This window comes from Cryobacterium sp. SO1, from assembly GCF_004210215.2.
In the GTDB taxonomy this organism is placed as follows: Bacteria; Actinomycetota; Actinomycetes; order Actinomycetales; family Microbacteriaceae; genus Cryobacterium.
Genome location: NZ_CP067394.1, coordinates 332673 through 354935, shown reverse-complemented (window position 1 = coordinate 354935; position 22263 = coordinate 332673). Strand labels below are relative to the sequence as shown.

Annotated in this window: 23 protein-coding genes and 1 pseudogene; 9 read left to right on the top strand and 15 right to left on the bottom strand. The window is 69.0% G+C overall.

The features are described 5' to 3' along the window. Positions 1-537 precede the first annotated feature (537 nt). The gene (xylB, locus tag BJQ95_RS01730) at positions 538-1953 is read left to right on the top strand and encodes a xylulokinase (RefSeq protein ID WP_130177900.1); all 1416 of its coding nucleotides are present in this window, start codon (positions 538-540) and stop codon (positions 1951-1953) included. A gap of 364 nt (positions 1954-2317) precedes the next feature. Here xylB and BJQ95_RS01725 read toward each other — a convergent pair whose 3' ends face one another. Further along, positions 2318-3424, bottom strand: a complete 1107-nt coding sequence (locus BJQ95_RS01725; protein WP_130177899.1) for a glycerate kinase — start codon at positions 3422-3424, stop codon at positions 2318-2320. 146 nt (positions 3425-3570) lie between these two features. On the opposite strand from BJQ95_RS01725, the gene BJQ95_RS01720 reads away from it, so the two are divergent. The 3 genes from BJQ95_RS01720 (at position 3571) to BJQ95_RS01710 (ending at position 6442) form a co-directional block, all read left to right on the top strand. After that, positions 3571-4893, top strand: coding sequence for a GNAT family N-acetyltransferase (locus tag BJQ95_RS01720; RefSeq protein WP_130177898.1), 1323 nt, complete (start codon positions 3571-3573; stop codon positions 4891-4893). A 160-nt stretch (positions 4894-5053) separates the two neighbouring features. After that, positions 5054-5959: a thioredoxin domain-containing protein gene (locus BJQ95_RS01715; RefSeq protein ID WP_130177897.1), complete on the top strand. Its 906-nt coding sequence runs from the start codon at positions 5054-5056 to the stop codon at positions 5957-5959. Positions 5960-6088: 129 nt separating this feature from the next. Further along, a complete protein-coding gene (locus BJQ95_RS01710; RefSeq protein WP_130177896.1) occupies positions 6089-6442 on the top strand; it encodes a CHY zinc finger protein in 354 nt (117 codons plus the stop codon). 21 nt (positions 6443-6463) lie between these two features. On the opposite strand, the gene BJQ95_RS01705 is transcribed toward BJQ95_RS01710, so the two are convergent. From BJQ95_RS01705 to BJQ95_RS01695, 3 genes are all read right to left on the bottom strand, one after another. Beyond that, a complete protein-coding gene (locus tag BJQ95_RS01705) occupies positions 6464-7255 on the bottom strand; it encodes a M23 family metallopeptidase (RefSeq protein ID WP_130177895.1) in 792 nt (263 codons plus the stop codon). Positions 7256-7550: 295 nt separating this feature from the next. Next, complete coding sequence (locus tag BJQ95_RS01700; RefSeq protein WP_165384938.1) at positions 7551-7805, bottom strand: hypothetical protein; 255 nt, start codon at positions 7803-7805, stop codon at positions 7551-7553. Further along, positions 7795-8154 carry a metalloregulator ArsR/SmtB family transcription factor gene (locus tag BJQ95_RS01695; protein WP_130177893.1) on the bottom strand — a complete coding sequence of 120 codons (360 nt, stop codon included), beginning with the start codon at positions 8152-8154 and terminating at the stop codon, positions 7795-7797. The genes BJQ95_RS01700 and BJQ95_RS01695 overlap by 11 nt, the downstream gene beginning before the upstream one ends. A 96-nt stretch (positions 8155-8250) precedes the next feature. Here BJQ95_RS01695 and arsB point away from each other — a divergent pair, with 96 nt between their 5' ends. Then, the gene (arsB, locus tag BJQ95_RS01690) at positions 8251-9333 is read left to right on the top strand and encodes an ACR3 family arsenite efflux transporter (RefSeq protein WP_130177892.1); all 1083 of its coding nucleotides are present in this window, start codon (positions 8251-8253) and stop codon (positions 9331-9333) included. A 55-nt stretch (positions 9334-9388) separates the two neighbouring features. On the opposite strand, the gene BJQ95_RS01685 is transcribed toward arsB, so the two are convergent. From BJQ95_RS01685 to BJQ95_RS01675, 3 genes are all read right to left on the bottom strand, one after another. Further along, the gene (locus tag BJQ95_RS01685; protein ID WP_130177891.1) at positions 9389-9589 is read right to left on the bottom strand and encodes an Hsp20/alpha crystallin family protein; all 201 of its coding nucleotides are present in this window, start codon (positions 9587-9589) and stop codon (positions 9389-9391) included. An 84-nt stretch (positions 9590-9673) separates the two neighbouring features. Beyond that, positions 9674-10042 (bottom strand): GNAT family N-acetyltransferase, encoded by a 369-nt coding sequence (locus tag BJQ95_RS01680; protein WP_130177890.1) that lies wholly within the window; start codon positions 10040-10042, stop codon positions 9674-9676. A 43-nt stretch (positions 10043-10085) separates the two neighbouring features. Continuing rightward, positions 10086-10658, bottom strand: a complete 573-nt coding sequence (locus tag BJQ95_RS01675; RefSeq protein WP_130177889.1) for a MarR family winged helix-turn-helix transcriptional regulator — start codon at positions 10656-10658, stop codon at positions 10086-10088. A 128-nt stretch (positions 10659-10786) separates the two neighbouring features. On the opposite strand from BJQ95_RS01675, the gene BJQ95_RS01670 reads away from it, so the two are divergent. Further along, complete coding sequence (locus BJQ95_RS01670; protein WP_130177888.1) at positions 10787-11218, top strand: Ohr family peroxiredoxin; 432 nt, start codon at positions 10787-10789, stop codon at positions 11216-11218. Positions 11219-11376: 158 nt separating this feature from the next. On the opposite strand, the pseudogene BJQ95_RS01665 reads toward BJQ95_RS01670, so the two are convergent. After that, positions 11377-12634, bottom strand: a pseudogene (locus BJQ95_RS01665) (IS110 family transposase). 230 nt (positions 12635-12864) lie between these two features. Then, positions 12865-13506: a ScbR family autoregulator-binding transcription factor gene (locus tag BJQ95_RS01660; RefSeq protein ID WP_130177950.1), complete on the bottom strand. Its 642-nt coding sequence runs from the start codon at positions 13504-13506 to the stop codon at positions 12865-12867. 218 nt (positions 13507-13724) lie between these two features. Between BJQ95_RS01660 and BJQ95_RS01655 the strand changes: the two genes are divergently transcribed. Continuing rightward, a complete protein-coding gene (locus BJQ95_RS01655; protein WP_130177951.1) occupies positions 13725-14018 on the top strand; it encodes a PLDc N-terminal domain-containing protein in 294 nt (97 codons plus the stop codon). 70 nt (positions 14019-14088) lie between these two features. On the opposite strand, the gene BJQ95_RS01650 is transcribed toward BJQ95_RS01655, so the two are convergent. Next, positions 14089-14634, bottom strand: coding sequence for a universal stress protein (locus BJQ95_RS01650; protein ID WP_130177952.1), 546 nt, complete (start codon positions 14632-14634; stop codon positions 14089-14091). 138 nt (positions 14635-14772) lie between these two features. Then, positions 14773-16212, bottom strand: a complete 1440-nt coding sequence (locus BJQ95_RS01645) for a protein kinase (protein ID WP_240694766.1) — start codon at positions 16210-16212, stop codon at positions 14773-14775. Between the two features lie 174 nt (positions 16213-16386). Between BJQ95_RS01645 and BJQ95_RS01640 the strand changes: the two genes are divergently transcribed. Both BJQ95_RS01640 and budA read left to right on the top strand, forming a co-directional pair. Continuing rightward, the gene (locus BJQ95_RS01640) at positions 16387-17307 is read left to right on the top strand and encodes a hypothetical protein (protein ID WP_130177953.1); all 921 of its coding nucleotides are present in this window, start codon (positions 16387-16389) and stop codon (positions 17305-17307) included. A gap of 41 nt (positions 17308-17348) precedes the next feature. After that, positions 17349-18077 (top strand): acetolactate decarboxylase, encoded by a 729-nt coding sequence (gene budA, locus BJQ95_RS01635; protein ID WP_240694767.1) that lies wholly within the window; start codon positions 17349-17351, stop codon positions 18075-18077. A gap of 17 nt (positions 18078-18094) precedes the next feature. On the opposite strand, the gene BJQ95_RS01630 is transcribed toward budA, so the two are convergent. The 4 genes from BJQ95_RS01630 to nrdF form a co-directional block, all read right to left on the bottom strand. Then, the gene (locus BJQ95_RS01630) at positions 18095-18376 is read right to left on the bottom strand and encodes a helix-turn-helix transcriptional regulator (RefSeq protein ID WP_130177954.1); all 282 of its coding nucleotides are present in this window, start codon (positions 18374-18376) and stop codon (positions 18095-18097) included. Positions 18377-18440: 64 nt separating this feature from the next. Continuing rightward, positions 18441-19787 carry a class I SAM-dependent methyltransferase gene (locus BJQ95_RS01625; protein ID WP_130177955.1) on the bottom strand — a complete coding sequence of 449 codons (1347 nt, stop codon included), beginning with the start codon at positions 19785-19787 and terminating at the stop codon, positions 18441-18443. Beyond that, the gene (locus tag BJQ95_RS01620; RefSeq protein WP_130177956.1) at positions 19784-21247 is read right to left on the bottom strand and encodes an FAD-binding oxidoreductase; all 1464 of its coding nucleotides are present in this window, start codon (positions 21245-21247) and stop codon (positions 19784-19786) included. The genes BJQ95_RS01625 and BJQ95_RS01620 overlap by 4 nt, the downstream gene beginning before the upstream one ends. Before the next feature lie 20 nt (positions 21248-21267). Then, the gene (gene nrdF, locus BJQ95_RS01615; RefSeq protein ID WP_130177957.1) at positions 21268-22242 is read right to left on the bottom strand and encodes a class 1b ribonucleoside-diphosphate reductase subunit beta; all 975 of its coding nucleotides are present in this window, start codon (positions 22240-22242) and stop codon (positions 21268-21270) included. Between the last annotated feature and the right edge of the window lie 21 nt (positions 22243-22263).

The window sequence follows — 22263 nt, the reverse complement described above, 5'->3', positions numbered from 1 at the left end:
GGACGCCGTGCTCTCCTCCGACGAGGTCATCCAGGTCGAGACCCGCGTCGTGCTGCGCGCGAGCAAGCCCCCAGCTCTAGCCGCGGGGCGGGCGCGGTCGCGGTCGCGGTCGCGCAAACATCACCCGCCGAGAAGGCAGCTGAGGCTGATGAGAGGGCGTCCGCACTGGCCGCAACTGCCCTCTCGCGCTACCACCTCCCGCCGAGAATACAGTTCAGGGCAGCACGTGGCACTCGCACTGCCCTCATCTGGCCTGTCGCGGGAGGGTCCCGGCTGGCGCTTCGGCCGGCCAGGCGGCATCCCACCGTTTGAACAAGCGCTCCCAACCGAATATGTTTGGACCCAGGACATTTCATGTGTGAACCACCCCGGACACACGAAGGCGAGGACGTCGCCCCGCCCGTGGGTGGTGGCACAACTCCTGCAATTCGCAGCGATGGCTGGCAACAGCCCCGGAATTCCGGGGTCGGCATCCGGCTCTGACCAGAATTGCAGGAGTTGTGCCCACCCACCGCGGTTTCGAGCTTGGAGCAGGTCATGACATTGGTTGCCGGAGTCGACTCGTCGACCCAGAGTTGCAAGGTAGTTGTGCGGGATGCCGCGACCGGAGCGCTGGTTCGCTCCGGCAAGGCCGCGCATCCGGTGGGCACCGAGGTCGACCCCGCCGCCTGGTGGGATGCCCTGCTCGCCGCGATCCAGGCGGCCGGCGGACTCGGCGACGTCGCCGCCGTGTCGGTGGCCGCTCAGCAGCACGGCATGGTCGTGCTCGATGAGGACGGCCGGGTCATCCGCCCGGCCCTGCTCTGGAACGACACCCGCAGCGCGCAGGCCGCCGCGGACCTGATCGACGAGGTCGGCGCCGCCGAGTACGCCCGTCGCACCGGTGTCGTGCCGGTGGCCTCGTTCACCGTCACCAAGCTGCGCTGGCTGCGGGATGCCGAACCGGCCAATGCCGCCAAGGTCGCCGCCGTCGCGCTCCCGCACGACTGGCTCAGCTGGCGCCTGCGCGGCTACGGCCCGGCCGGCGAGAGCGAGCTCGGCCCGGTGCTCACCGAGCTGACCACCGACCGATCGGATGCCAGCGGCACCGGCTACTACTCGGCCGCCGCCGACGCCTACGACCGTGAACTGCTCGTACGGGGCCTCGGCCACGACGCCGTGCTGCCCCTGGTGCTCGGCCCCGGCGACACCGCCGGCAGCACGGTGGCCCTGCCCGGCGTGCCCGCGGGCCTCGTCGTGGGAGTGGGCGCCGGCGACAACGCGGGCGCCGCCCTGGGCCTGGGGGCCGCGGCCGGCGACGTGATCGTGTCGATCGGCACCAGCGGCACGGTCTTCGCCGTCACCGCGGTGCCCAGCGAGGATGCCTCAGGCACCGTCGCCGGGTTCGCCGACGCCAGCGGCCTGCACCTGCCGCTGATCGCCACCCTCAACGCCGCCCGGATCCTCGACTCCATCGCGGGCCTCCTCGGCGTAGACCACACCGAGCTCGGTTCTCTCGCGCTGGAGGCCGACCCGGGCGCGGACGGCCTGGTTCTGCAGCCCTACTTCGAGGGCGAGCGCACACCCAACCTGCCCGACGCCACGGCCAGCCTGTTCGGCATGACCCTGGCCTCGACCACCCGGCCGAACCTGGCCAGGGCCGCGATCGAAGGGCTGCTCTGCGGGCTCGCCGACGGGTTGGATGCCGTGCGGGCACAGGGTGTCACGGTGGAGCGCATCCTGCTGATCGGCGGTGCGGCGCAGAACCCGGCCGTGCAGTTCATCGCCGCGCAGGTGTTCGACGCCCCGGTTGCCGTGCCCACTCCCGGCGAGTACGTCGCCGACGGTGGTGCCGCGCAGGCGGCGTGGTCGCTCACGGGCACCCGGCCGGCCTGGTCCCTGGCGATCGCGGCGACGCCCACCCCGGATCACCGGCCCGCCATCCGCGCCCAGTACGCCGCGCACTGGGCCTAATCCCGCCGGCCCGTCGGCCCGGTGCGGCGGCCCACCACCGCCCGCGGGTCGCACGCGCCCCGGCCACCACCCTGCAAAATCGGGAGTGTGGTTGCGTCGAGGGTGCCCTGGCAACCGTTTCACCGCTTTCGCGGGGTGGAGCGCGGGGTGAACGCCCGCTACCGCCTGCATTACAACGTTGCAACCGCCTCGCCTACGCGACACGGTTAGTCGGCCGGTGCCGCGCGCTCGGGTCGGCGCGACGCGACTGGCCCGGCGGCACGCGTCAGACCCGGCGGCACGCGTTCGAACACGTGCCCGCGGGACGAACCCTGGCCGCGAGCACAAAACCGTGCCGCGAGCGCCACCCGCAGCGCCGCACGACTCAGAGCGCGGCCGCCAGACGGGACCCCGCGGCCTCCAGCCACTCGAGAGTGTCGGCCATGGCGGCAGCAGAGCCGCCGGCCAGGTCGGTGAGGGACACCGCATCGGCGAACCGCCCCGGCGAGGCCGCGAGCGCGCCGGCCTCGATCGCGCCGGCCACGAGCAGGGCTAGCGCGCCGGCATCCGTGGCCAGGCCAGCCAGGTACCACGGCACCTTGCCCGCGGCGGACTGCAGGTCGAAACGGCCCTCACCGGTGATGACCACGGATGCGCCCCGCACGGCAGCCGGCACGCCCAGAGCCTGGCCCACGGCGGCCGATCCCGCCGCGAGCCTGGCACCCCAGGCCAGCAACCCGAACGCGGCGCCCCCGGCCGCCCCCGCGCCCGGGGTCGCCGGGTCGACGGCGAGCAGACCGGCCAGCCGGGCGAGGCCGGCCTCCAACTCGGCGACCTGCGCCGGCTCGGCACCCTTCTGCGGGCCGAACACCGCCGCCGCGCCACGCGCCCCGAGCAGCGGATTGGTGACGTCGCTCAGGATCAGCGCACCCCCCAGCGGCAGCGCCGGCAGAGCACCGAGGTCGACAGTCGCCAACGCGGCCAGGCCGGCACCGCCAACGGCAACCGGCCGGCCCGCCGCGTCGAGGAACACCGCACCCAGCGCGGCCAGAGCGCCCACCCCGCCGTCGGTGGACGAGCTTCCGCCGAGCGCCAGGTACAGCCGTGACACCCCGTGCGCCAGGGCGGCCGCAATCGCCTCGCCGAAGCCGGAGGTGTGCGCCTCCATCGGGCGGAGCGGATCGATCAGCGTGATGCCGCTGGTGCTCGCCAGTTCCACCACCCCGGTGCCGTCGGGCAGCAGCAGCCACTGGGACGCCACCGGCCGGTCGTCGGGACCGGACACCGACACGGGCATCCGCCTGGCGCCGGCAACGGCCAGCTCGAAGGCGTCGATGGTGCCCTCGCCGCCGTCCGCCATCGGCATCAGCACCAGGTCATCGCCGGGACGCACCGCGGCCCAGCCCGCGGCCAGCGCCCGGGCCACCTGGGTGGCGTCGGCCGTGCCCTTGAAGGAATCCGGGGCGATCAGCACACGTTCGACGCTCGTCATCCGGCCACCCTCGTCCCGTCCAGTCCGCACGCCACCGAGGAAAAGGTCTATCCAGCTTGATCGGCCCGGGCGCCCCTTGTCAAGCGGCAGGCACGGCACATTCCACCCGGGGTGGCCGCCAGTGCCCGCGTGACTAGGCTGAACGGGTGAATGCCTATGCCTCCGCGCCCGTCGACCCCGAATCCGCCGCGACCCTCGCCGAACGCGGCCTGCGACTGGCCGTGCTCGACGCCGCCGACGATGCTGGCCTCAAGCGCTGGCTGCTGGCGGATGCCCGCGGCTTCCACGAGGTCACTCCCACAGAGGGCACCCTCGAGGTGCAGGTCGAGGACATTGCCACCGACAGGGTCACCGGCGTCTGGGATGCCTCGCAGGCCGACCCGGACACCCCGGTCGCCACGGTGCGTTCCTGGGAGATGGGCCTGACCGTTCCCGGTGGCGCCGCTCTGGCCAGCTGGGCGATCAGCTCGGTCACCGTCTCGCCCACCCACCGCCGCAAGGGCATCGCCAGGGCCATGCTCACCGGCGAGCTCCGCACCGCGGTGCAGCTGGGCCTGCCGATCGCGATGCTCACGGTCTCCGAGGCCACCATCTACGGCCGCTACGGCTTCGGCCCGTCGGCTCGGCAGTCCTGCTACCTCGTCGACACCCAGCGCGCCCACTGGACCGGGCCCACCCCGGCCGGCCGGGTGCAGTTCGTCAGCCCTGAATCGCTGCTCGCCGACGGTCCCGCCGTCTTCGAACGCACCCGCGACCGCTCCCCCGGCGAGGTCGACCGCCGCGAGATCTGGTGGAAGCGCACGCTCGGCCTGCTGCCGAACGAACCCGACGCCCACAAGCGCGGTATTCGCACGGTGCGCTACGACGATGCCGATGGCGCCATCGCCGGCTTCGCCCTCTACGAGATCGCGATGCAGAACGTGAGCCAGCCCGGCCGGCTCAAGCTCGTCGACCTGGTCGCCGCCACCGATGACGCCTACGCCGCGCTGTGGCGGTTCGTGATCGAAATGGACATGGTCAGCGAGATCGAGGCTCCGCTTCGCAGCGTCTCCGAGCCGGTGGCCTGGCAGGTCTCCGACCACCGCGCCGTGCGCAAAACCAGCGAACGCGACCACCTCTGGCTGCGCATCCTCGACGTACCGGCGGCACTCGGCGCCCGCAGCTACGCGGCAGCGGGCGATTACCTGCTCGACGTCACGGACGACCTCGACTTCGCGGAGGGACGGTTCCTGCTCACCGTGGCCGCCGACGGGTCTGGGCGGGCGCATCCGCTCACCGGCGCCGCCCCCGCCGACGCCGTCGAGGTGGCCCTCTCCGCGGCAGACCTCGCGTCGCTGTATCTCGGCGGCACGAGCGCCGTCGACCTCGCCCGTGCGGGACGTCTCACCGAGAAGTCCCCGGATGCCGCCATCCGGCTGGACACGGCGCTGCACTCTGCCTACGCCCCACACCTGAGCACCTGGTTCTAGGTGCTCGTTCCCGACCGTCCCGATCTGGTCCTAGGCTCGACGTGGGCGCGCGGCCACGGTGGCCTTCCCAGCTTGCTCACAGCATCCGGCTATCGACCTCATAGGCTCGGTCGATAGCGTCAAGGCAGAAGCAGTCCCGACGAAACGGCACAGATAGTCCATGAACGCTAAAACCCCCGGCCAGTCACTCCCCCCGAAGAAGGACCGCCGCGAGGTGGCCCGCGAAACGGCCCGCATCCAGCGGGAAGACCAGAAGAAGCGCGATGCGCGCAACCGCTGGTTCCTGCGCGGAGGCATCGGCCTGGCCCTGGTGGCCGTGGCCGCCATCGTCGCGGTCCTGATCGTCGGCAGCATCAAGCCACCGTCGCCCGGTCCGCTGAACATGGCCAGCGACGGCATCCTGATGCAAAGCGACGGCACCACCGCCAGCGCCGTACCGACCGCCGCCATCGCCGCCGACGCCGAACCGGTGCCCACCGACGTGAGCGCGCTGACCGACACCGTGAACATCGCCGTCTACCTCGACTACCTGTGCCCGTACTGCGGCCAGTTCGAGACCACGAACGGCGCCCAGCTCGCCAGTTGGCTCACAGCGGGCAACATCACCCTTGAGACCCACCCGATCTCGATCCTCGATCAGTCCTCGAGCGGCAGCAAGTACTCCACTCGGTCCGCCAACACCGCCGCCTGCGTGGCCAACTACCAGCCGGACAGCTTCCTCGACGTGAACAGTGCCCTGTTCGCCAACCAGCCCACCGAGGGCACGACCGGCCTCAGCAACGCCGAGCTGGTCAGCCTGGTCGACGAGGCCGGCGTGACCGACAAAGCCGTGGCCACCTGCATCACCGACCAGGAGTTCAGCGGCTGGGTGGGCGACGCCACCGACCGAGCCCTGGACAACCCGCTGCCCAACACTGACATCGGCGCGCTCACCGGCACCCCGACCGTCCTCGTCCAGGGCGTCCAGTACACCGGCGACCTCGGTGACGCCGCGGCCTTCGAGGCGTTCGTCATGGAGCAGGCCACCGCGACGACCGACACCGGCGGCACCGACACGGGCGAGTAGAACCACCCCGCTCGGCTACTGTGGCCGGTGCGGACAATTGTGCCCGGCGTACCGGGCGCAGTAGTCCGCATCGGCCACAGTTGTCTGCGCTGACCACGGATGCGGCGGCGAAACCCTTCAGGAGGCGGCATGCTGCACAAGGACCCGGCCGACCGGCCGCGCGTTTACGGTGCCACCGTCGACGACAACACCCGTTGCGCGCACTACGCGGGGCCCACCGACATCGTCGCGATCAAGTTCCGCTGCTGCGACAGGTTCTACCCGTGCTTCCGGTGCCACGCGGACGCCGAATCGCATCCGGTCGCGCAGTGGGCACCGGCGGAGTGGACCGAGCGGGCCATCCTCTGCGGCGCCTGCGGACAGACCCTCACGATCGAGGCGTACCGGACCGTGTCGGCCTGCCCCGCCTGCGAGTCACCGTTCAACGACGGATGCCGCTTGCACGCCCACCTGTACTTCCAAGTGCCGCCGCCCGTCCGCTGACCCGCCGACGGCGGGGTTGGGCTACATGGGCCCCGCGTGCTCGGTGAGCCAGCCATAGGGGTCGATGGCTGTGACGCCGTCGAGGTGCAGCTCGAGGTGCAGGTGCGGCCCGGTGCTCTGGCCGGTGCTGCCCACGCTGCCGATGACCTGGCCGGCCACGACCGACTGGCCCACGCTCACGGCGGCGGACCCGGCTCGCATGTGTGCGTAGGTACTGGTGATGTTCTGACCGTCCACGACGTGGTCGATCATGACGTGCACGCCCAGGCCGCCGTCGTCGAACGACGTGACCGAGCTCACGACGCCGTCGGCGATCGCGCCGATCGGGGTGCCCTCACCGGGGTTCATGTCGAGGCCGTCGTGAAAGGTGGAGCAGCCGGCGCAGGGTGCGGCGCGCGGGCCGTAACCGTCGGAGATGCGCACCCCGCCGGGGAACGGCCAGCGCACGCTCGCCCCAGCGGGCGCGGCTGCCACGGCGGCAGGTGCGGCCTCGGCGACCGGCGCGACGACGACAGGGGGTGGCGGCGCGACCTCCTCGGCGGCGAAGGTGTCCACCTGCACGGCGACGGGCGCGCCGGCGGTCACGGTGATGTTCTGCTCCGGCTCGGCGGTGGGCTGGTTTCGGCCGGCACTGCCCCCGGCAATACCGGCGCCGTTCATCGAGCTGGCCGGGATGCCGTCGGCGTCCAGGTAGGCGGCCTGCGCGGGCAGCGCACCCATGGCCGTGAGCAGCGCGACGAAGGTCATCGCGGTGACCGCGGAGGCCTGCCGGCGGCGGGAGGGCGACGCGATGTATCCGGTGCGCCTACGCATGGGCCTCCCCGTCCGAATGGTGGGCAAGGGTGCGGGCTGCAAGAGTGGACATGGCGAAGCTTTCTGGTCGGAGCGGGATCAGGAGGTGGATCCACTAGACCTCGGAAGGGTTCACTCGCCGACAGCACCGTCGTGTTACGAGAATGGTGCTCAGCCGGGTAAGGCATGGAGCGGGCGGGAGCATGCCGCCAAATGGAATCCAGCACCGCGGCGACGTCGTCGGCTCCGGGCGTTAGAAAGTGACGTTACGTCAGGTTTCTGGGTAAACCGTGTGCATTCATGCATATGCACGGATTCAGGCGGCAGCGATTCGGGCGGCGCGAACGTCGGGCGCGCATCGGGCGCGGCTTATCGCGCGGGCGCCACGGTGCCAGAGCTGGCTGCGGAGGTAGGGGCGCTGAGCGCGCAGGGCGAGTCCGCCGATTGGCAGGATCACCGGGCCCGCCACACAGAGCACAGCGATCCATTCCCCGGCGGCCAGGCTCGCCCAGAGCCCGACGCCGAGAACCAGCACGCTCCCCAGCCAGGAAAACAGGAAATCAGACAGCAACGACCGACCGGGCCAGCGCGTCGAGAGCGCCGGGCACGAGCCGGTAGTACGCCCAGGTGCCACGCTTGTCTCTGGACAGGATGCCGGCATCCACCAGAACCTTGAGGTGATGGGACACCGTGGGTTGGCTGAGTCCGAGGGGTTCGGTGAGGTCGCAGACGCAGGCCTCGGCGTCGTCGTGCGCGGCCACCATCGAGATCAGTCGCAGGCGGGCCGGATCGGCGATGGCCTTGAGGGTCCTGGCGAGCTTCTCCGCGCCCTCCGCGGCGAGCGCCTCCCGCACGGGCGGCGCGCAGCAGTCGGCGGCGGCGGTCTCCGCGGGGCCCTGCAGCAGTTCAGCGTTCACCATTCCCCCATTCTGGCACGCGAATTGACATCCATCGATGCTATCGCCACACTCAATATCGACGTTCATCTATTTCTCAGCCGTGACCGATGGAGCACCATGACATCCACCGTCCAGACAGCCCCCACCGCCGCCCAACTCGGCACCACCGACAGGCTGTTGCCTGTCTGGATCCTGCTCGCCATGGGCCTCGGGCTACTGCTCGCCGTCCTGGCGCCCGGGGTGGGCGATGTGCTGCACGCCTTCTCGATCGGCTCGGTCAGCGTGCCGATCGCTGTAGGCCTGCTGGTGATGATGTATCCGGTGCTGGCCAAGGTGCGATATTCGGATGCCCGCGCCGTTGCCGGTGACCGGCGCCTGCTGGTCTCCTCGCTGGTGCTGAACTGGCTCGTGGGCCCGGCCCTGATGTTCGCTCTGGCCTGGGCCCTCCTGCCCGACCTGCCCGAGTACCGCACCGGCCTGGTCATCGTGGGCCTGGCCCGCTGCATCGCCATGGTGCTCATCTGGAACGACCTGGCCTGCGGCGACCGGGAGGCCGCCGCGTTCCTCGTGGCGGTCAACTCGGTGTTCCAGGTGATCGCGTTCGCGGCCCTGGGCTGGTTCTACCTGCAGGTGCTGCCGGCCTGGCTGGGCCTGGCCACCACGAGTGCCGACTTCTCGATCGGGGCGATCACCGTGAGCGTGCTGGTCTTTCTCGGCATCCCGCTGCTGGCCGGCTATCTCTCCCGGCGCATCGGTGAGGCCACCCGCGGTCGCGCTTGGTACGAGGGCCGGTTCCTGCCCCGGGTGGGCCCGTTCGCGCTCTACGGGCTGCTCTTCACGATCGTCTTGCTCTTCGCCCTGCAGGGTCAGCAGGTCATCGACCGGCCACTGGACGTGGTGCGCATCGCGCTCCCTCTGCTGGTCTACTTCGCGGTGATGTTCGGCGCGGGGTTCGTGGCCGGCCGGCTGGTCGGCCTGTCGTACGCGCGCACGGCCACGCTGGCATTCACGGCGGCGGGCAACAACTTCGAACTGGCCATCGCCGTGGCCATCGGCACCTTCGGCGCCACCAGCGGGCAGGCCCTGGCCGGCATCGTCGGCCCGCTCATCGAGGTGCCCGCCCTCATCGCCCTGGTCTACCTGTCGCTGTGGCTGCGCCCGAAGCTCTTCGGCCACGAGCCGGCGCCCACCGCGCGCTGACCCGCGAGTTGCCTCGCTCGTCCGGAGGGGAGCATCTCGGCGGCAGGCCCGCCGCTCAACCCCGCGTCACCTGAATCTTCGACGTGGTCTCGGGGCGCTCGGCAACGGGCACGCGCACCTCGAGCACGCCGTCGCGGTAGCTCGCCGACACGTCGGAGTCCTTACTCCCGCTGGGCAGCGGGATGTCGCGGGCGAAGGAGCCATAACGGAACTCGGTGCGGTAACCGCCCGTGCTACCCCACCAGCCATGATGCATCTCCTTGGGGTTCGGATCGGTTTTCGCTGCACACAGTACCCCCGCGCCGCGGCACCCGCAGGCCGGTACCGCCGGTGGCGGGCGCTAGATCAACTGCGCCGCACGCAGGTCGGCCTTCAGCCGCGGGGTCACCGGATCGACGAGGTCGTCGTACTCGCGGTGCCCGCGCAGATAGGCCGCCGTGAACGGGCAGAGGGCCACGACCCGCAGGCCGCGCGCCCGCACGTCGACCAGGGCTGCGGCCACCAGGGTCGACGCGAGCCCCTTGCCCGACTGGTCCATGCTGATCTCGGTGTGCACGAACACCCGCTGGTCGCCGTGGTCGGCGTAGACGGTGAAGCCCACTTGCTGCCCGTCGAGCAGCAGCACGTAGCGGCGCTCGGTCCCGACGAGTTGGACCGTGCGCTGCTCGCCCTCACTGTCCTGGTTGTCATCGTGCGTGGGGATGCTCATTCCCCCAGTCTGCCCACCGCAGCGACGGAAGCAACCCCTCGGGCTACTCGGTGATCGGCACCGCGCCGGCCACCGGCCCGGCATCCGCCCCGGCACCGGCACCGGTAGCGACCGGGGCGGCCGCGCGCCCCGCCCGCCGGTACGTCGAGCGCTTAGGCTGCTCCTTGAGCTGGCGGCGCACGTCGTCGAGGATCTCGGTCACGGTCATCAGGTCGGCGTGGCTGAGTCTGTCGAAGAGCATCTCCCGCACCAGATCGACGTAGCCGGGGATGCCCGTCCGCAACAGCTCGAGGCCCGCCGGGGTGATGTGGGCGATCACCGACCTGTCGTCGTCGGGCGCCGGCTGCCGCAGCACCAGCTCCTTCCGCTCGAGCTGACCCACCTGGTAGGTGAGTCCGCTGCGAGAGACGGTGAGCGAGTCGGCGATGTCGGTCATGCGGCGGCCGTCGGTGCCGGCCTCGCCGATGCGGAGCAGGATTTCGAACTGCGCGAGGGTGAGCCCCACCGAGTCCCGCAGATTCCGGTCGGCCGCGTACTGCACGATGTTCGACGTCTCGAACAGGGCTGCCCAGGCACGCATCTCATCGGCCGAGATGGATGGTTCGGGAATTCCCATTGGCGGGCCTCCGTTAGAGTGAGAAAGAAGTTGTTTCAAATACGAAGCACTTGGCGGCTCGGTGTCGAACGCTCTGCGTGTTGACGACTGAGTCCAGTGTGCTCCGCTCTACCCGAAAGAAGAGAATCATGACCAACGCCATTTACACAGCCTCCGCCACGTCCTGGGGCGGTCGCACCGGCAAGGTCGTCACCAGCGACAACAAGCTCGACCTCGACCTGTCCATCCCCAAGGACATGGGCGGTGACGACGGCCCAGGAACCAATCCCGAGCAACTCTTCGCCAGCGGCTGGGCGGCCTGCTTCCACAACGCCCTCAAGGCCACCGCCCGCCAGAACAAGATCGACGTCTCCGAGTCCGCCGTCACCCTCACCGTCAACCTGGTCGGCAGCATGGCCGCCGGCCTCGACTTCGAGGTCACCATCGAGGCGCAGATCCCGGGTGCAGACCCGGCCACCGCCCAGGCCGCGATGGAGGCCGCGCACGCGGTCTGCCCGTACTCGCGGGCCACCCGGGGCAACATCGCCGTGAAGCTCCTCGTCGTCACCGACGAGGACTAACCTCACCCTCCCCCAACTTGGGATGCTGAACGGCGCGGCACCCGCGCAGCGCCACAGGCGGGGCAGGCGCCGTTCTGCGCCTGGCGCGCCACCCGCACAGCGGCGCCGCACCCGCACACCTCCGAGACCCCCCCGGGGGGGTGCCCCTATGTGTTTCGTCAAGTCTTGATGGGGGTTTTGTTTTCGTAGAGCGTGCCATCGCGGAGCATGGCGTAGAGCACGTCACAGCGTCGGCGGGCGAGGGCTATGAGGGCTTGGTTATGGCGTTTACCTTGGGCGATCTTGCGGTCGTAGTAGGTGCGTGAGACGGGGTCGCTGAGGGCCGCGAAGGCGGAGAGGAACAGCGTGCGTTTGAGGACTTTGTTGCCACGCCGTGAGGGGTGCTCGCCTCGGATGGATGATCCGGAGCGTCTGGTGACCGGCGCCAGGCCGGCGTAGGAAGCGAGGTGGCCGGCGGTGGCGAACTCCTTGCCGGAGATCTCGGTGATGACACGGGCGGCGGTCCTCACACCGACCCCGGGCATGCTCGTGATGATCGGTTCCAGTGGGTTGGCGTCGACGAGCTCGGCGACCTCGACGGCAATTTCGGTGCGTTGGCGGTGGAGCGTGCTGAGCTGCTCGGCGAGGCGCGGCAGCACGGCGCGTGTGGCGTGGGTGCCACCAACGATGACGGTCTGCTCGGAGAGCGCCTGGAAGATTTCCTCTGCTAAGCGGCGGCCCATCCGTGGCGCGAGCTTGATGAGGCGGTTGCCGACCCGGACCCTCCCGGCGGCCGTCAGTGCTGTCGGTGTCGGGTATTTCTGGAGGAGATCCAGGACGGCCGGGTGGTCGAGGTGCGGGCCCAGTACCCGCTCCAACGCTGGGTGGATCTGCATCAGCAGCCCCCGGATCCGGTTGCTGGTGGCGGTCATCTGGCCGACGATGTCATCGTCGAATCCGCACAGCATCGATAGTTCAGCGATCTGCTCGTCTTCAAGGCGCAGCGGGCGCAGAGCGTGCGGGAGGGTGCGGGCAGCTTCGGCGATGATGGCCGCGTCGCGGGCATCCGTCTTTGCCTCACCGGGGTGCAAGTCGGCGATTCGACGCATAGCCAGCCCGGGCAAATAGGCCACGAGGATGCCTTCGGCATAAGCGACGGCGACGGGCAGAGCGCCGACTGTTTCGGGCTGGTCGACGACTAGGAGGACCTGCCCGCGGACCTTGAGTTTCTGGATCACGGCGCGCAGTCTTGCCTCGTCATTGGGGAGCGCTTTGTCATAGAGGCGTTTCCCAGAGCGGTCCAGAGCGACCGCGTGATGTTCGCTTTTTCCAACGTCAACACCGATGAACACGTCGACGCTGTCGTAATTCTCAATCATGAGTTTCCCGTCAGCCATGCGGATTAGTTGGCCTGTCCACGGCATCAAGTCTCGGCATCCACGTTACGTTCGACCCAGAAACGAGTTCCAGTCGAGCCCCTATTAGCGATCACCCAATGCCAGTCAGGCCCGGTGACAACACCCCCCGGATCATTAACGACTGGGGGCAACAACCATGCCGGGCCTAACAGGCCAACACCCTTCAGAAGCAAGCTTCAAGGGCTACTTACAAGGTAACGGGGGGGGCGGCGGATGCGGCGTCACAGCCGGCGGCCGCCCGGAGCCGCCTCAGCCCCAGGCGGCGGCCATCTCCTCCGGCAGGGCCGACAGCCGTTCCCACTGGTCGGGCACCACCAGGCTGGGCAGCACGAAAGACCACATCTCGATGAGGCGTCGCACCAGGTCGGCCCGGCCGGTGAGCACGCCGGAGACGACCTGCACGCCGGTGAACGCCGGACTGATGAAGTGGGCGGCGGCCGCGACGTCCACATCCGCGCGCACGTCGCCGTCGCGGATGGCGCGCTGCAGCAGCACCTCGCAGGCCGCCATCCAGTCCTCATACGGCGTGACAACCGGCGTCGACAAGTTGCTGGACTCCATCGTCAGTCGAATGCCGGCCCGGGAGACCGGATCGTCCCGCACCTGCTTGCCCAGCTCGAACGCCATCCGCAGCAGCACCTGCAGGCCGGGCTGATCGCTGTGCAGCAGCTCGTCGCCGAGTGCAAGCGCGCGTTGGTGCTGGGCGTCGATGACCGCCAGGGCCAGGGCATCCTTCGACGCGAAGTGGAAGTACAGCGCGCCCTTGGTCAGCCCGGCCGCGAGACAGATGTCCGCCATCGAGGCTCCGCCGTAGCCCAGGTCGCCGAAGACATCGGCGGCAGCCCGGATGATTGCCGCCCGGGTTTCCATGGCGCGGGCCTGCTGGGTCATGATGCTCCTCGAGTCGGAACCGGGACCGGAAGACGCGGCGCCGAGACCAATCCCGACATCTTCACGAATTAAATCATACCGTTTGGTATGCTTTGAATAGGCCGGGCGAATATTCCGGGGGGAACCTGTTCTCCCGGCCGACGACTACCGCACCACCGCTCCACCCGCCCCGCGTCGCCGCTGGGCACCATCTGCCGGGATCGAGGGGAAACCGACGAATGAACAGCACAGCTGCACTCAGCATCGCCTTGCCAGGGGCAACCGGGCGCACGGATGTCCTGGACGGCGGCGCGATCGACGGCGCCGCGCTCGGCGCGCTGATCGGCCTGGCGCTCATAGTCCTGGCCGCCCTGGGCGCCATCGTGCTCATCGTGGCCGCGCTCGTGCAGGTGGCCCAAGCCGTGCACCTGAGCGAACAGTCTCGCACCCGTTGGGTGCTGACCGTGGTCTTCGCCCCGGTGTTCGGGGCGCTGGCCTGGTTCGCGGTGGGCAACCGGCTGCAGGTCGGCTGAACGCACACGCGCACGACCGCACCCGCGCATCCGGAGCCGGCCGAGGTGTGTCGACCGGCTTCCGCCCAGGTCAGGACCGGGGCGGGGGTGGCACCACGAGCACCGGGCAGTCCGCGTGCCGCACGCACTGCTCACTGACCGAGCCGAGCAGCATGCCGGCCAGTCCCCCGCGTCCCCGGGAGCCGACAACAAGCATCCGGGACCCCTTGGAGACCTCGATGAGGGTCTTGGCCGGCCCGCCCAGCGCCACCCGGTATTCCACCGTGAGATCCGGATGCTTCGCGACGACGATCCGGGTATCGTTCCGGAGCCGGTCCCGCACGGCTTCGGCGTAGTCGGAGTACGAGGAGACGTAACCGAACTCCCAGTTCGCCGGCCGCGGGGCCGTGTCGATCGACCAGGCCCGCACAATGGTCACCGGCACCGAGAGGCCGGCGGCCAACTCCAGCGCCACGGTCAGGGCGTGATTCGCGTCGGCGGATCCGTCGTGGCCGACCACGATGCCCGTGGTGGGTCCGGGCTCCTGCGCCGGTTGCGCTGCCCCCTCGGCGTGCACCGCCCGGGCATCGCCGGCGCCGGCGCGCGGGTCGGTGTCTCTGCCTGTGTCAGCGTCCATGATGACCTCCTGCCGCGGAAGGCGGTGCATCCGACTTCAACGGTTCCCTCCCATTCAACCGTCGCCGGACGTTTGCCGGAAGAGCCCAACGGCATGTCGGGGAACGGATTTCCGATCCGACCAGCCCCGCAGCCTGTTTTAGCCGTGCAGGGCGCGGCGGTCGAGCAGAGCCTGGCGGCTGTCCAGGCGCAGTTCAAGCTCGCTCATCACCACGGCGGCGAGGTCCTCGAGGGTGGCCAGCTCGGCGGCCGTGAACTCCCGCGGTTCGTAGTCGATCAGGCAGAGGGTGCCGAGGTTGTGGCCGTCCCGGCTGGTCAGCGGCACACCGGCATAGAACTGCAGGCCCATCTCACCGGCAACCAGCGGGTTCGCGAGCGCCCGCGGGTCGATCCTGGCATCCGTCACCACCCAGGGTTCGTCGTGCAGGATGGCGGAGGCGCAGAGGCCCGCGTCCCGGTCGATCTGCTCGAGCGTCAACCCGTGCCGGGACTTGAACCAGATCCGGTCGTAGTCCACCACGCTCACCAGGGCGATGGGCACGCCGAAGATACGAGCGGCCATCGCGGTGATCCGGTCGAAGGTGCCGTCCGGTGGGGTGTCCAGCAGGTCGTAGCGCCGCACGGCGGTCATCCTGCCTTCCTCGTCCGCGGCCTCGGGGGCGCCGGGCCGGGTGGCAGGGCGCGTGGTGGGCTGGGTCGCCGGCAGCAGCACCGGGGCGCCGGCGCGGTGCCGGCCGGAGGCGCCGATGATCAGCTGGCGGAGGGCCAGCACCAGGTCGTGCACGAGCGGCCGGTCACGGGGGTCGCGGGCGGTCATCGCGCCGATCAGTCCGGCCCAGGCTGTCGGCACCGTGGCGGGGATCATCGGGTCGTTCAGCAGCCGGGCCAGGGCCGACGGCACGGCGGAGCCCGGGAAGGCGACCTCGCCGGTGAAGCACTCCAGCAGCACCAGGCCGAGAGCGTACACGTCGCTGGCCGGCCCCACCGGCTCCCCCGACGCCTGCTCGGGACTCATGTAGTGGGCGCTGCCGGTGGCGGCGCCATCCGCGGTGAACCGCTCGGACTCGGCCAGCAGGGCGATGCCGAAGTCGGTGAGCTTGGCGCGGGTGCGGGAGTCGTCGCCGTTGTAGTCGACGAGCAGCACGTTGGCGGGTTTGACGTCGCGGTGCACCACGCCGCGCGAGTGGATGTATTCCAGGCCCTCCGCGAGGTCGTAGGCCAGCTGGGCGATCTGCCGCACGGGCAGCGGACCGCGAACGAGCTTGCGTTGCAGGTCCGCGCCTTCGACGAGTTCCATCACCAGGTAGATCCGTGGCATCGCGGGGATGCTGCGGTCGACGGCGGCGTCGAGCAGAGTGACCAGGCTGTGGTGGCTGAGGGAGGCGAGGATGTTGACCTCGTCCTCCTGCCGGCGCACGTCGGCTGCCTCCGTGGCGTTGGCGAGGAAGATCTTGATGGCCACGTTGCGGCCGAGGAACTCGTCGGTGGCCTTGTAGACGGCCCCCATGCCGCCCTGGCCGATCAGTTCCAGCAGCCGGTACCGCCCGCGCAGGAGACCTGTCGATGCACCGTTCGGCACGTTTCCCGCCTTTCCTGACCTATAATCCTATCTGCCCGGATGCCTCTGGCCGCGAGCAGAAATCCCCGGGGCAGGCATCGTTAGAAGCCCGTAATACACCGGCCAGCGGTCGCCAACCGCCGCCTCGCAGCCCCTTCTCACCCGACGTCGGCACGGCTTCGATAGTCTGGCCGAATGAGCTTCTTCGAGCGCCACCGACTGTCCGCGCTCGCGACTGCCGCGGTTCTTGTCGTCGTGCTGGGTGGAGCCGCCCTCGTCGGCGCCGCGGTCCGTGCCGAACCGGCCATCGCGGCTCCCACCGCGCCGATCGCCACGAACGATATCGACCTGGCCGACTTCGAGGCGGGCCGGATCGTCAGCGACTACACCTTCTTCAACGCCGGCGCCATGACCGAGCAGCAGATCCAGTCCTTCCTGCTGTCGCGCAGCTGCATCCGCACCGACAGTTCGCCCTGCCTCTGGGAGTACCGGGAGAGCACCGTCGACCAGCCCGCCGCGGGACCCGGCCACTGCGCCGCATATAGGGGCGCCGACAACGAGCACGCGAGCACCATCCTCAGCAAGGTCGCCGAGGCCTGCGGCATCAGCCCACGCGTGCTGTTGGTGCTTCTGCAGAAGGAGCAGTCCCTGCTCAGCCGGCCCACCGAGTCCGGCTACCTGCGCGCCACCGGCTACGGCTGCCCAGACACCGCCGACTGCGAGACCGAGTACTTCGGTTTCTTCAACCAGGTCTACAACGCCGCTTGGCAGTTCCGGCAGTACAGCCAGGAGCCCGAACGCACCTACAAGATCGGCGCCGTCGACGTGGGCTACAACCCCGACGCCGAGTGCGGCGCCAGCACCGTCGACATCCAGAACCAGGCCACGGCCAACCTCTACAACTACACGCCGTACCAGCCCAACGAGGCAGCCCTGGCCGACCCCGACAGTGACGGCGACGGATGCTCCACACACGGCAACCTCAACTTCTGGCTGTTCTACACGGCCTGGTTCGGCACCGGCGGAACCGACCCGTACCCCGACATCTTCGACGCCTGCCTGAACCTTGCCTACGGCCAGCCCTGCCGGGTGCCCGAACTCATCCCGTCGCTCTAGACATCTGACCTGGGCATTTGACCCGCACTGGAGGAACCATCGTGGACGCAACCGCCGGCCGCCATCTCGTCTACCAGACCAGTCTGATGAGCGCGCTGCTCGACGGCATCTACGACGGTGACACCACCGTGGCCACCCTGCTCGAGCACGGCGACTTCGGCCTGGGCACCTTCAACGCGCTGGACGGCGAGATGCTGATCCTCGACGGCGTCTGTTACCGGATGCGCGCCGACGGCACGGTCACGCCGGCCGCTGCCGACGACCTCACCCCGTTCGCGGTCGTGACCGAGTTCGTGCCCAGCGTGAGCATTCGTGTTGACGAGCCTGTCACCCGCGACGAGGCTGTGCGCCTGATCACCGAGACCCTGCAGAGCTCCAACTACCTCTACGCCGTGCGGCTGACCGGCGAGTTCGAGTGGGTTCGGGTACGGGCCGTCGAACGGCAGGAGAAGCCGTACCAGCCCATGTCGGAGGCCATCCGCGGCGAGAAGACCCTCGAATTCGGCCGCTCGACCGGTGTCGTCGCGGGCTTCCGCACCCCGCTCTACGGGCAGGGCATCGGGGTGCCGGGCGGACACGTGCACTACATCGACGCCGAGCGTCGGCAGGGTGGCCACGTGCTCGACTTCAGGCTGCTCGCGGGCACCATCGAGATCTGCATCGGCACCGACCTGCACCTCGAGCTGCCGCTCACGCCGGAGTTCAAGAACGCCGACCTCAGCCCAGACGATCTGGCTGACCAGATCGAGCAGACCGAGAACCACCGCTGACCCTCGACGGATCTCATTCAGGACAGGGTGCCGTGGCCCGGCCAGAGCGCCGCATCCAGCCCGCGTTCGAGCTTGGCGATCGTCTCCATGTCCGGCCAGGCCCGCCCCTCCAGGATGCCGATCAGAGTCGCGTGGTTCATCCCGCAGGCCTCCGCAGCACTCCGAATGCTCCGCGACCCGATGGCCTGCCGCAGATTGCCCGCGAACACCCGGGCGACCTCCCCGATCGCGTCGCTGGCGCGCCCGTCCGGCCACGCCGCGACCAACTCATTGGGCTTCAGGCGCATGGTGCGGGACATCCCCCCAGCGTAAGCCGCCGCCCGCCCGGGCGACAACGACATGCTGCACCAACGGTCCCGTCGGCTAGGGAGTCCACCACGGTCGCAACGGCAACTCACCGGCACCGCCGTGCGTGCCGGGCCTGGTCATCAGTATCTGGTGCAGTTGGATGCCGTTGTTCTCGAACCCGAGCCGCGATCCGGCCATGTACAGACCCCACACTTTCGCGGTGGGCAGCCCGACCTCGGCGACGGCCTCGTCCCAGTGCTCGACGAGGTTGGCACACCAGTCGCGCAGCGTCATCGCGTAGTGCTGCCGCAAGTTCTCGTCGTGCACCACCTCCAGACCCACGTCCTGAGCGTCACTGATGATCCGGCCCGATCCGGTGAGCTCCCCGTCGGGGAAGACGTAACGATCGATGAATCCGCGCACAACCGGCAGTTTCTGGTTGTCGGGCCGGGTGATGCAGTGGTTGAGCAGCAGCCCGCCGGGGCGCATCCTGGACTGCAGAAAGTCGAAGTACGACGGATAGTTGCGCACGCCGATGTGCTCGAGCAGCCCGATCGACGACACCGCGTCGTAGCCGGTGTGCGTGATATCGCGATAGTCGCCGTACCGGACCTGGGCCAGATCGCCCAGGCCCTCCGCTGCGATGGCCCGCTGCGCCCACCGGGCCTGCTGGGTCGACAGTGTCACCCCGGTGGCTCGCACACCGCGGCGTGCGGCGTATCGCACCATGCCGCCCCAGCCGCAGCCCACGTCGAGCAACCGGTCGCCCGGCGTCAGCCGCAGCTTTTCGAAGACCAGCCGGTACTTGTTCTCCTGCGCCTGCTCGAGGGATGCGCCAGCGCTCGGGTAACACGCGCAGGTGTAGGTCAACGACGGCCCGAGCACCCACTCATAGAAGGTGTTCGAGACGTCATAGTGGTGGTGGACCGCGTCGGCGTCCCTGGGCTTGCTGTGCCGGAGCCCCCCGGCGATCCTGCGCCACCGGGGCTGGGCTTCCTGGGGCGGCGGCGCTGTCGGGAGCAGGTGCTCGGCGCCGATGGAACGGATGATGTCCACCAGCATCCGTGCCGGTGGGCGGGTGAAGATGAGGCTGTCGGCGAGCGCCTTGAGCAGGTCGTAGGGATCGCCAGGGTGCACGCCGCGGATATCGAGGTCGCCGGCGATGTAGGCACGGGCAAAACCGAGGTCGCCGCGGCCGGTGGCGAGGTAGCGTGTGCCGCGCGGGGTGCGCAGATCCAGGCCGAACGGGGCGTCCGGCGGTCCGGTGGAACTCCCGTCGTAGGCGGTGAACCGCAGCGGAAGCCGGCCGCCGGCCAGGATCTCCAGCACCTCGGCAAGGGTGTACTTCCCCGCGGTTGCAGTCTTGCCGGTCGCCTCCGTCAGCGACGTCGGCTGGGTCGGGCGTTCCTTGAATGTGGTCATCGTCGTTGCACCGCCTTGGCGTAGAGGTCGAGGAGACGTGAATCAGGGTCGTATTTTGTCTTCACCGCCCGGTAGTCGTCCCCACCGTAGAGTTCGTCGAACTCCTGGCGGGGGTAATAGGAGTCGGAGTACAGCGACTTGTGCCCGTCAAGCTCACGCACCGTGTCTTCGATGAGCCGGTTCGTCGCCCCCTCGGTGGCGCCCACCGGCACCGTCGACCAGAAGCCCACGTTCACGTAGTTCTGCTGGGGCCGGATCGGGTAGAGCGGCCAGCCGGTCTCGCCCCGCAACCGCAGCGGGCACAGCCAGATCGGCGTGATCGGCACGGTGTCCAGGAACCAGTCCAGAAACTCCGCACAGCGCCCCAGCGGCACCTCGATGTCCTGCACGACGCGTTCACGTGATGGGCGGCCGCGGAGTCTCTCGATGCGATCGCCGATGTGGAATCGTTGTTCGTATTTCATCAGCGTCCCGTAAACGCTGCTGCGTCGGTAGCGTCGCGGCCAGACCCTGCGGATCAGCGGATTCTGCGCACCGAACGCCTCCGAACACCAGAACCAGTCGGTGTCCCACCGCCAGAGGTAGTCGTGGATGGTGAGACGGTCATCCGTCGCCCCGTGCTCGTGCCGGATGGAGCGGTAGTAGATCTGCTGACCGGTGTAGTCGCTGACGGGGCCCGGTGCACCGGCCTTCCTGCCGAGGCAGAGATAGCCCTCCGCCTTGCTGAACAGCACACCGTCGAGATAGTCGACCCGGTCCCCGTCGAAGCTCCCGGTGTTGATGATGTCGTGCATCGCCCGGACCAGGTCGACGAGCGAGTGGAACCGCAGATGCCTGAGCGCGACGAACGGCTGCACGGGTTCGAGGTCGATGCGCAGGCGCACCGCATAGCCCAGGGTCCCATACGAGTTGGGGAAGGCTCGGTACAGATCCGCGTGCTCGGTGGGCGACACGGTGAGCACCTCTCCTGTGCCGGTGAGGATGTCCATCTCGAGCACCGACTCGTGCGGCAGCCCGTTGCGGAACGACGTCGACTCGATGCCGAGACCGGTGACCGCGCCGCCGAGCGTGATGGTCTTCAACTGCGGCACCACCAGCGGTGCCAACCCCTGGGGCAGCGCCTGGGCGACGAGGTCTTGGTAGGTGCACATGCCGGCCACGTCAGCCGTCCGCGCCTGGGTGTCTATCCCGATGACCCCGGTCAGACCGGAGGTGTCCAGGCCCTTCACGTGGGTAGCGGCGCGTGCCCGGAACAGATTCGACGTGGGCTTGGCCAGCCGGATCGGGGCTTCGGCGGGGACGGCCCGATAGCTCTCGAGTAGGCGCTGCACGCCGGCGGCGTGAGCGCGCTTCGCATCGACAAGAGCGGGCACGCCCACACGATAGCCCGCGGTCGCCCCGACCGCGACGGGGATCCAGCCGATCACACAGACCAGGCGGATGCCGAAGCACCCGCCCATTCAGTTGTGGTCCACGATGACTAGAAGTCCCAGTCGTCGTCTTCGGTGTTGACGGCCTTGCCGATGACGTACGAGGAGCCCGACCCGGAGAAGAAGTCGTGGTTCTCGTCGGCGTTCGGTGACAGGGCCGAGAGGATCGCCGGGTTGACGTCGGTGACGGTCTTGGGGAACATCGGCTCGTAGCCGAGGTTCATCAGGGCCTTGTTGGCGTTGTAGTGCAGGAACTTCTTGACGTCTTCGGTCAGGCCGACGGCGTCGTAAAGATCCTGGGTGTACTGGATCTCGTTCTCGTAGAGCTCGAACATGAGATTGAAGGTGTAGTCCTTGATCTCGTCGCGACGCTCCTGGGTCTCCTTCTCGAGGCCCTTCTGGAACTTGTAGCCGATATAGTAGCCGTGCACGGCTTCATCCCGGATGATCAGGCGGATGAGGTCGGCCGTGTTCGTGAGCTTGGCGCGGCTGGACCAGTACATCGGCAGGTAGAAGCCGGAGTAGAACAGAAACGACTCGAGCAGGGTCGAGGCGACCTTGCGCTTGAGCGGGTCGTCGCCCTGGTAGTAGTCCATCACGATGGACGCCTTCTTCTGCAGGTTGACGTTCTCGGTCGACCAGCGGAACGCCTCGTCGATCTCCTTCGTCGAGCACAGGGTCGAGAAGATCGACGAGTAGCTCTTGGCGTGCACGGACTCCATGAACGCGATGTTCGTGTAGACGGCTTCTTCGTGCGGCGTGATCGCATCCGGGATCAGCGACACGGCGCCGACGGTGCCCTGGATGGTGTCCAGCAGGGTCAAGCCGGTGAACACGCGCATGGTGAGCTGCTGCTCGACCGGCGTGAGGGTGTTCCAGGACTGCACGTCGTTGGAGAGCGGGATCTTCTCGGGCAGCCAGAAGTTGTTGACGAGGCGGTTCCAGACCTCGACGTCTTTCTCGTCTTCGATCTTGTTCCAGTTGATCGCGTCGACGTGGGAGACGAGCTTGAGCTTGTCAATCATTTCTATTCCTTTTTAGGCCAG

Excerpts from the sequence above, each read along its gene's own strand:
- BJQ95_RS01620 (WP_130177956.1), bottom strand. The coding sequence starts at position 21,247 with ATGGGCGGGTGCTTCGGCATCCGCCTGGTCTGTGTGATCGGCTGGATC.
- BJQ95_RS01675 (WP_130177889.1), bottom strand. The coding sequence starts at position 10,658 with ATGGGAATTCCCGAACCATCCATCTCGGCCGATGAGATGCGTGCCTGG.
- BJQ95_RS01710 (WP_130177896.1), top strand. The coding sequence starts at position 6,089 with ATGCTGCACAAGGACCCGGCCGACCGGCCGCGCGTTTACGGTGCCACC.
- BJQ95_RS01630 (WP_130177954.1), bottom strand. The coding sequence starts at position 18,376 with ATGTCCCGCACCATGCGCCTGAAGCCCAATGAGTTGGTCGCGGCGTGG.
- BJQ95_RS01640 (WP_130177953.1), top strand. The coding sequence starts at position 16,387 with ATGAGCTTCTTCGAGCGCCACCGACTGTCCGCGCTCGCGACTGCCGCG.
- BJQ95_RS01625 (WP_130177955.1), bottom strand. The coding sequence starts at position 19,787 with ATGACCACATTCAAGGAACGCCCGACCCAGCCGACGTCGCTGACGGAG.
- BJQ95_RS01685 (WP_130177891.1), bottom strand. The coding sequence starts at position 9,589 with ATGCATCATGGCTGGTGGGGTAGCACGGGCGGTTACCGCACCGAGTTC.
- xylB (WP_130177900.1), top strand. The coding sequence starts at position 538 with ATGACATTGGTTGCCGGAGTCGACTCGTCGACCCAGAGTTGCAAGGTA.
- arsB (WP_130177892.1), top strand. The coding sequence starts at position 8,251 with ATGACATCCACCGTCCAGACAGCCCCCACCGCCGCCCAACTCGGCACC.
- BJQ95_RS01715 (WP_130177897.1), top strand. The coding sequence starts at position 5,054 with ATGAACGCTAAAACCCCCGGCCAGTCACTCCCCCCGAAGAAGGACCGC.
- BJQ95_RS01650 (WP_130177952.1), bottom strand. The coding sequence starts at position 14,634 with ATGGACGCTGACACAGGCAGAGACACCGACCCGCGCGCCGGCGCCGGC.
- BJQ95_RS01670 (WP_130177888.1), top strand. The coding sequence starts at position 10,787 with ATGACCAACGCCATTTACACAGCCTCCGCCACGTCCTGGGGCGGTCGC.
- BJQ95_RS01695 (WP_130177893.1), bottom strand. The coding sequence starts at position 8,154 with ATGGTGAACGCTGAACTGCTGCAGGGCCCCGCGGAGACCGCCGCCGCC.
- BJQ95_RS01660 (WP_130177950.1), bottom strand. The coding sequence starts at position 13,506 with ATGACCCAGCAGGCCCGCGCCATGGAAACCCGGGCGGCAATCATCCGG.
- BJQ95_RS01655 (WP_130177951.1), top strand. The coding sequence starts at position 13,725 with ATGAACAGCACAGCTGCACTCAGCATCGCCTTGCCAGGGGCAACCGGG.
- BJQ95_RS01705 (WP_130177895.1), bottom strand. The coding sequence starts at position 7,255 with ATGCGTAGGCGCACCGGATACATCGCGTCGCCCTCCCGCCGCCGGCAG.
- BJQ95_RS01725 (WP_130177899.1), bottom strand. The coding sequence starts at position 3,424 with ATGACGAGCGTCGAACGTGTGCTGATCGCCCCGGATTCCTTCAAGGGC.
- BJQ95_RS01680 (WP_130177890.1), bottom strand. The coding sequence starts at position 10,042 with ATGAGCATCCCCACGCACGATGACAACCAGGACAGTGAGGGCGAGCAG.
- nrdF (WP_130177957.1), bottom strand. The coding sequence starts at position 22,242 with ATGATTGACAAGCTCAAGCTCGTCTCCCACGTCGACGCGATCAACTGG.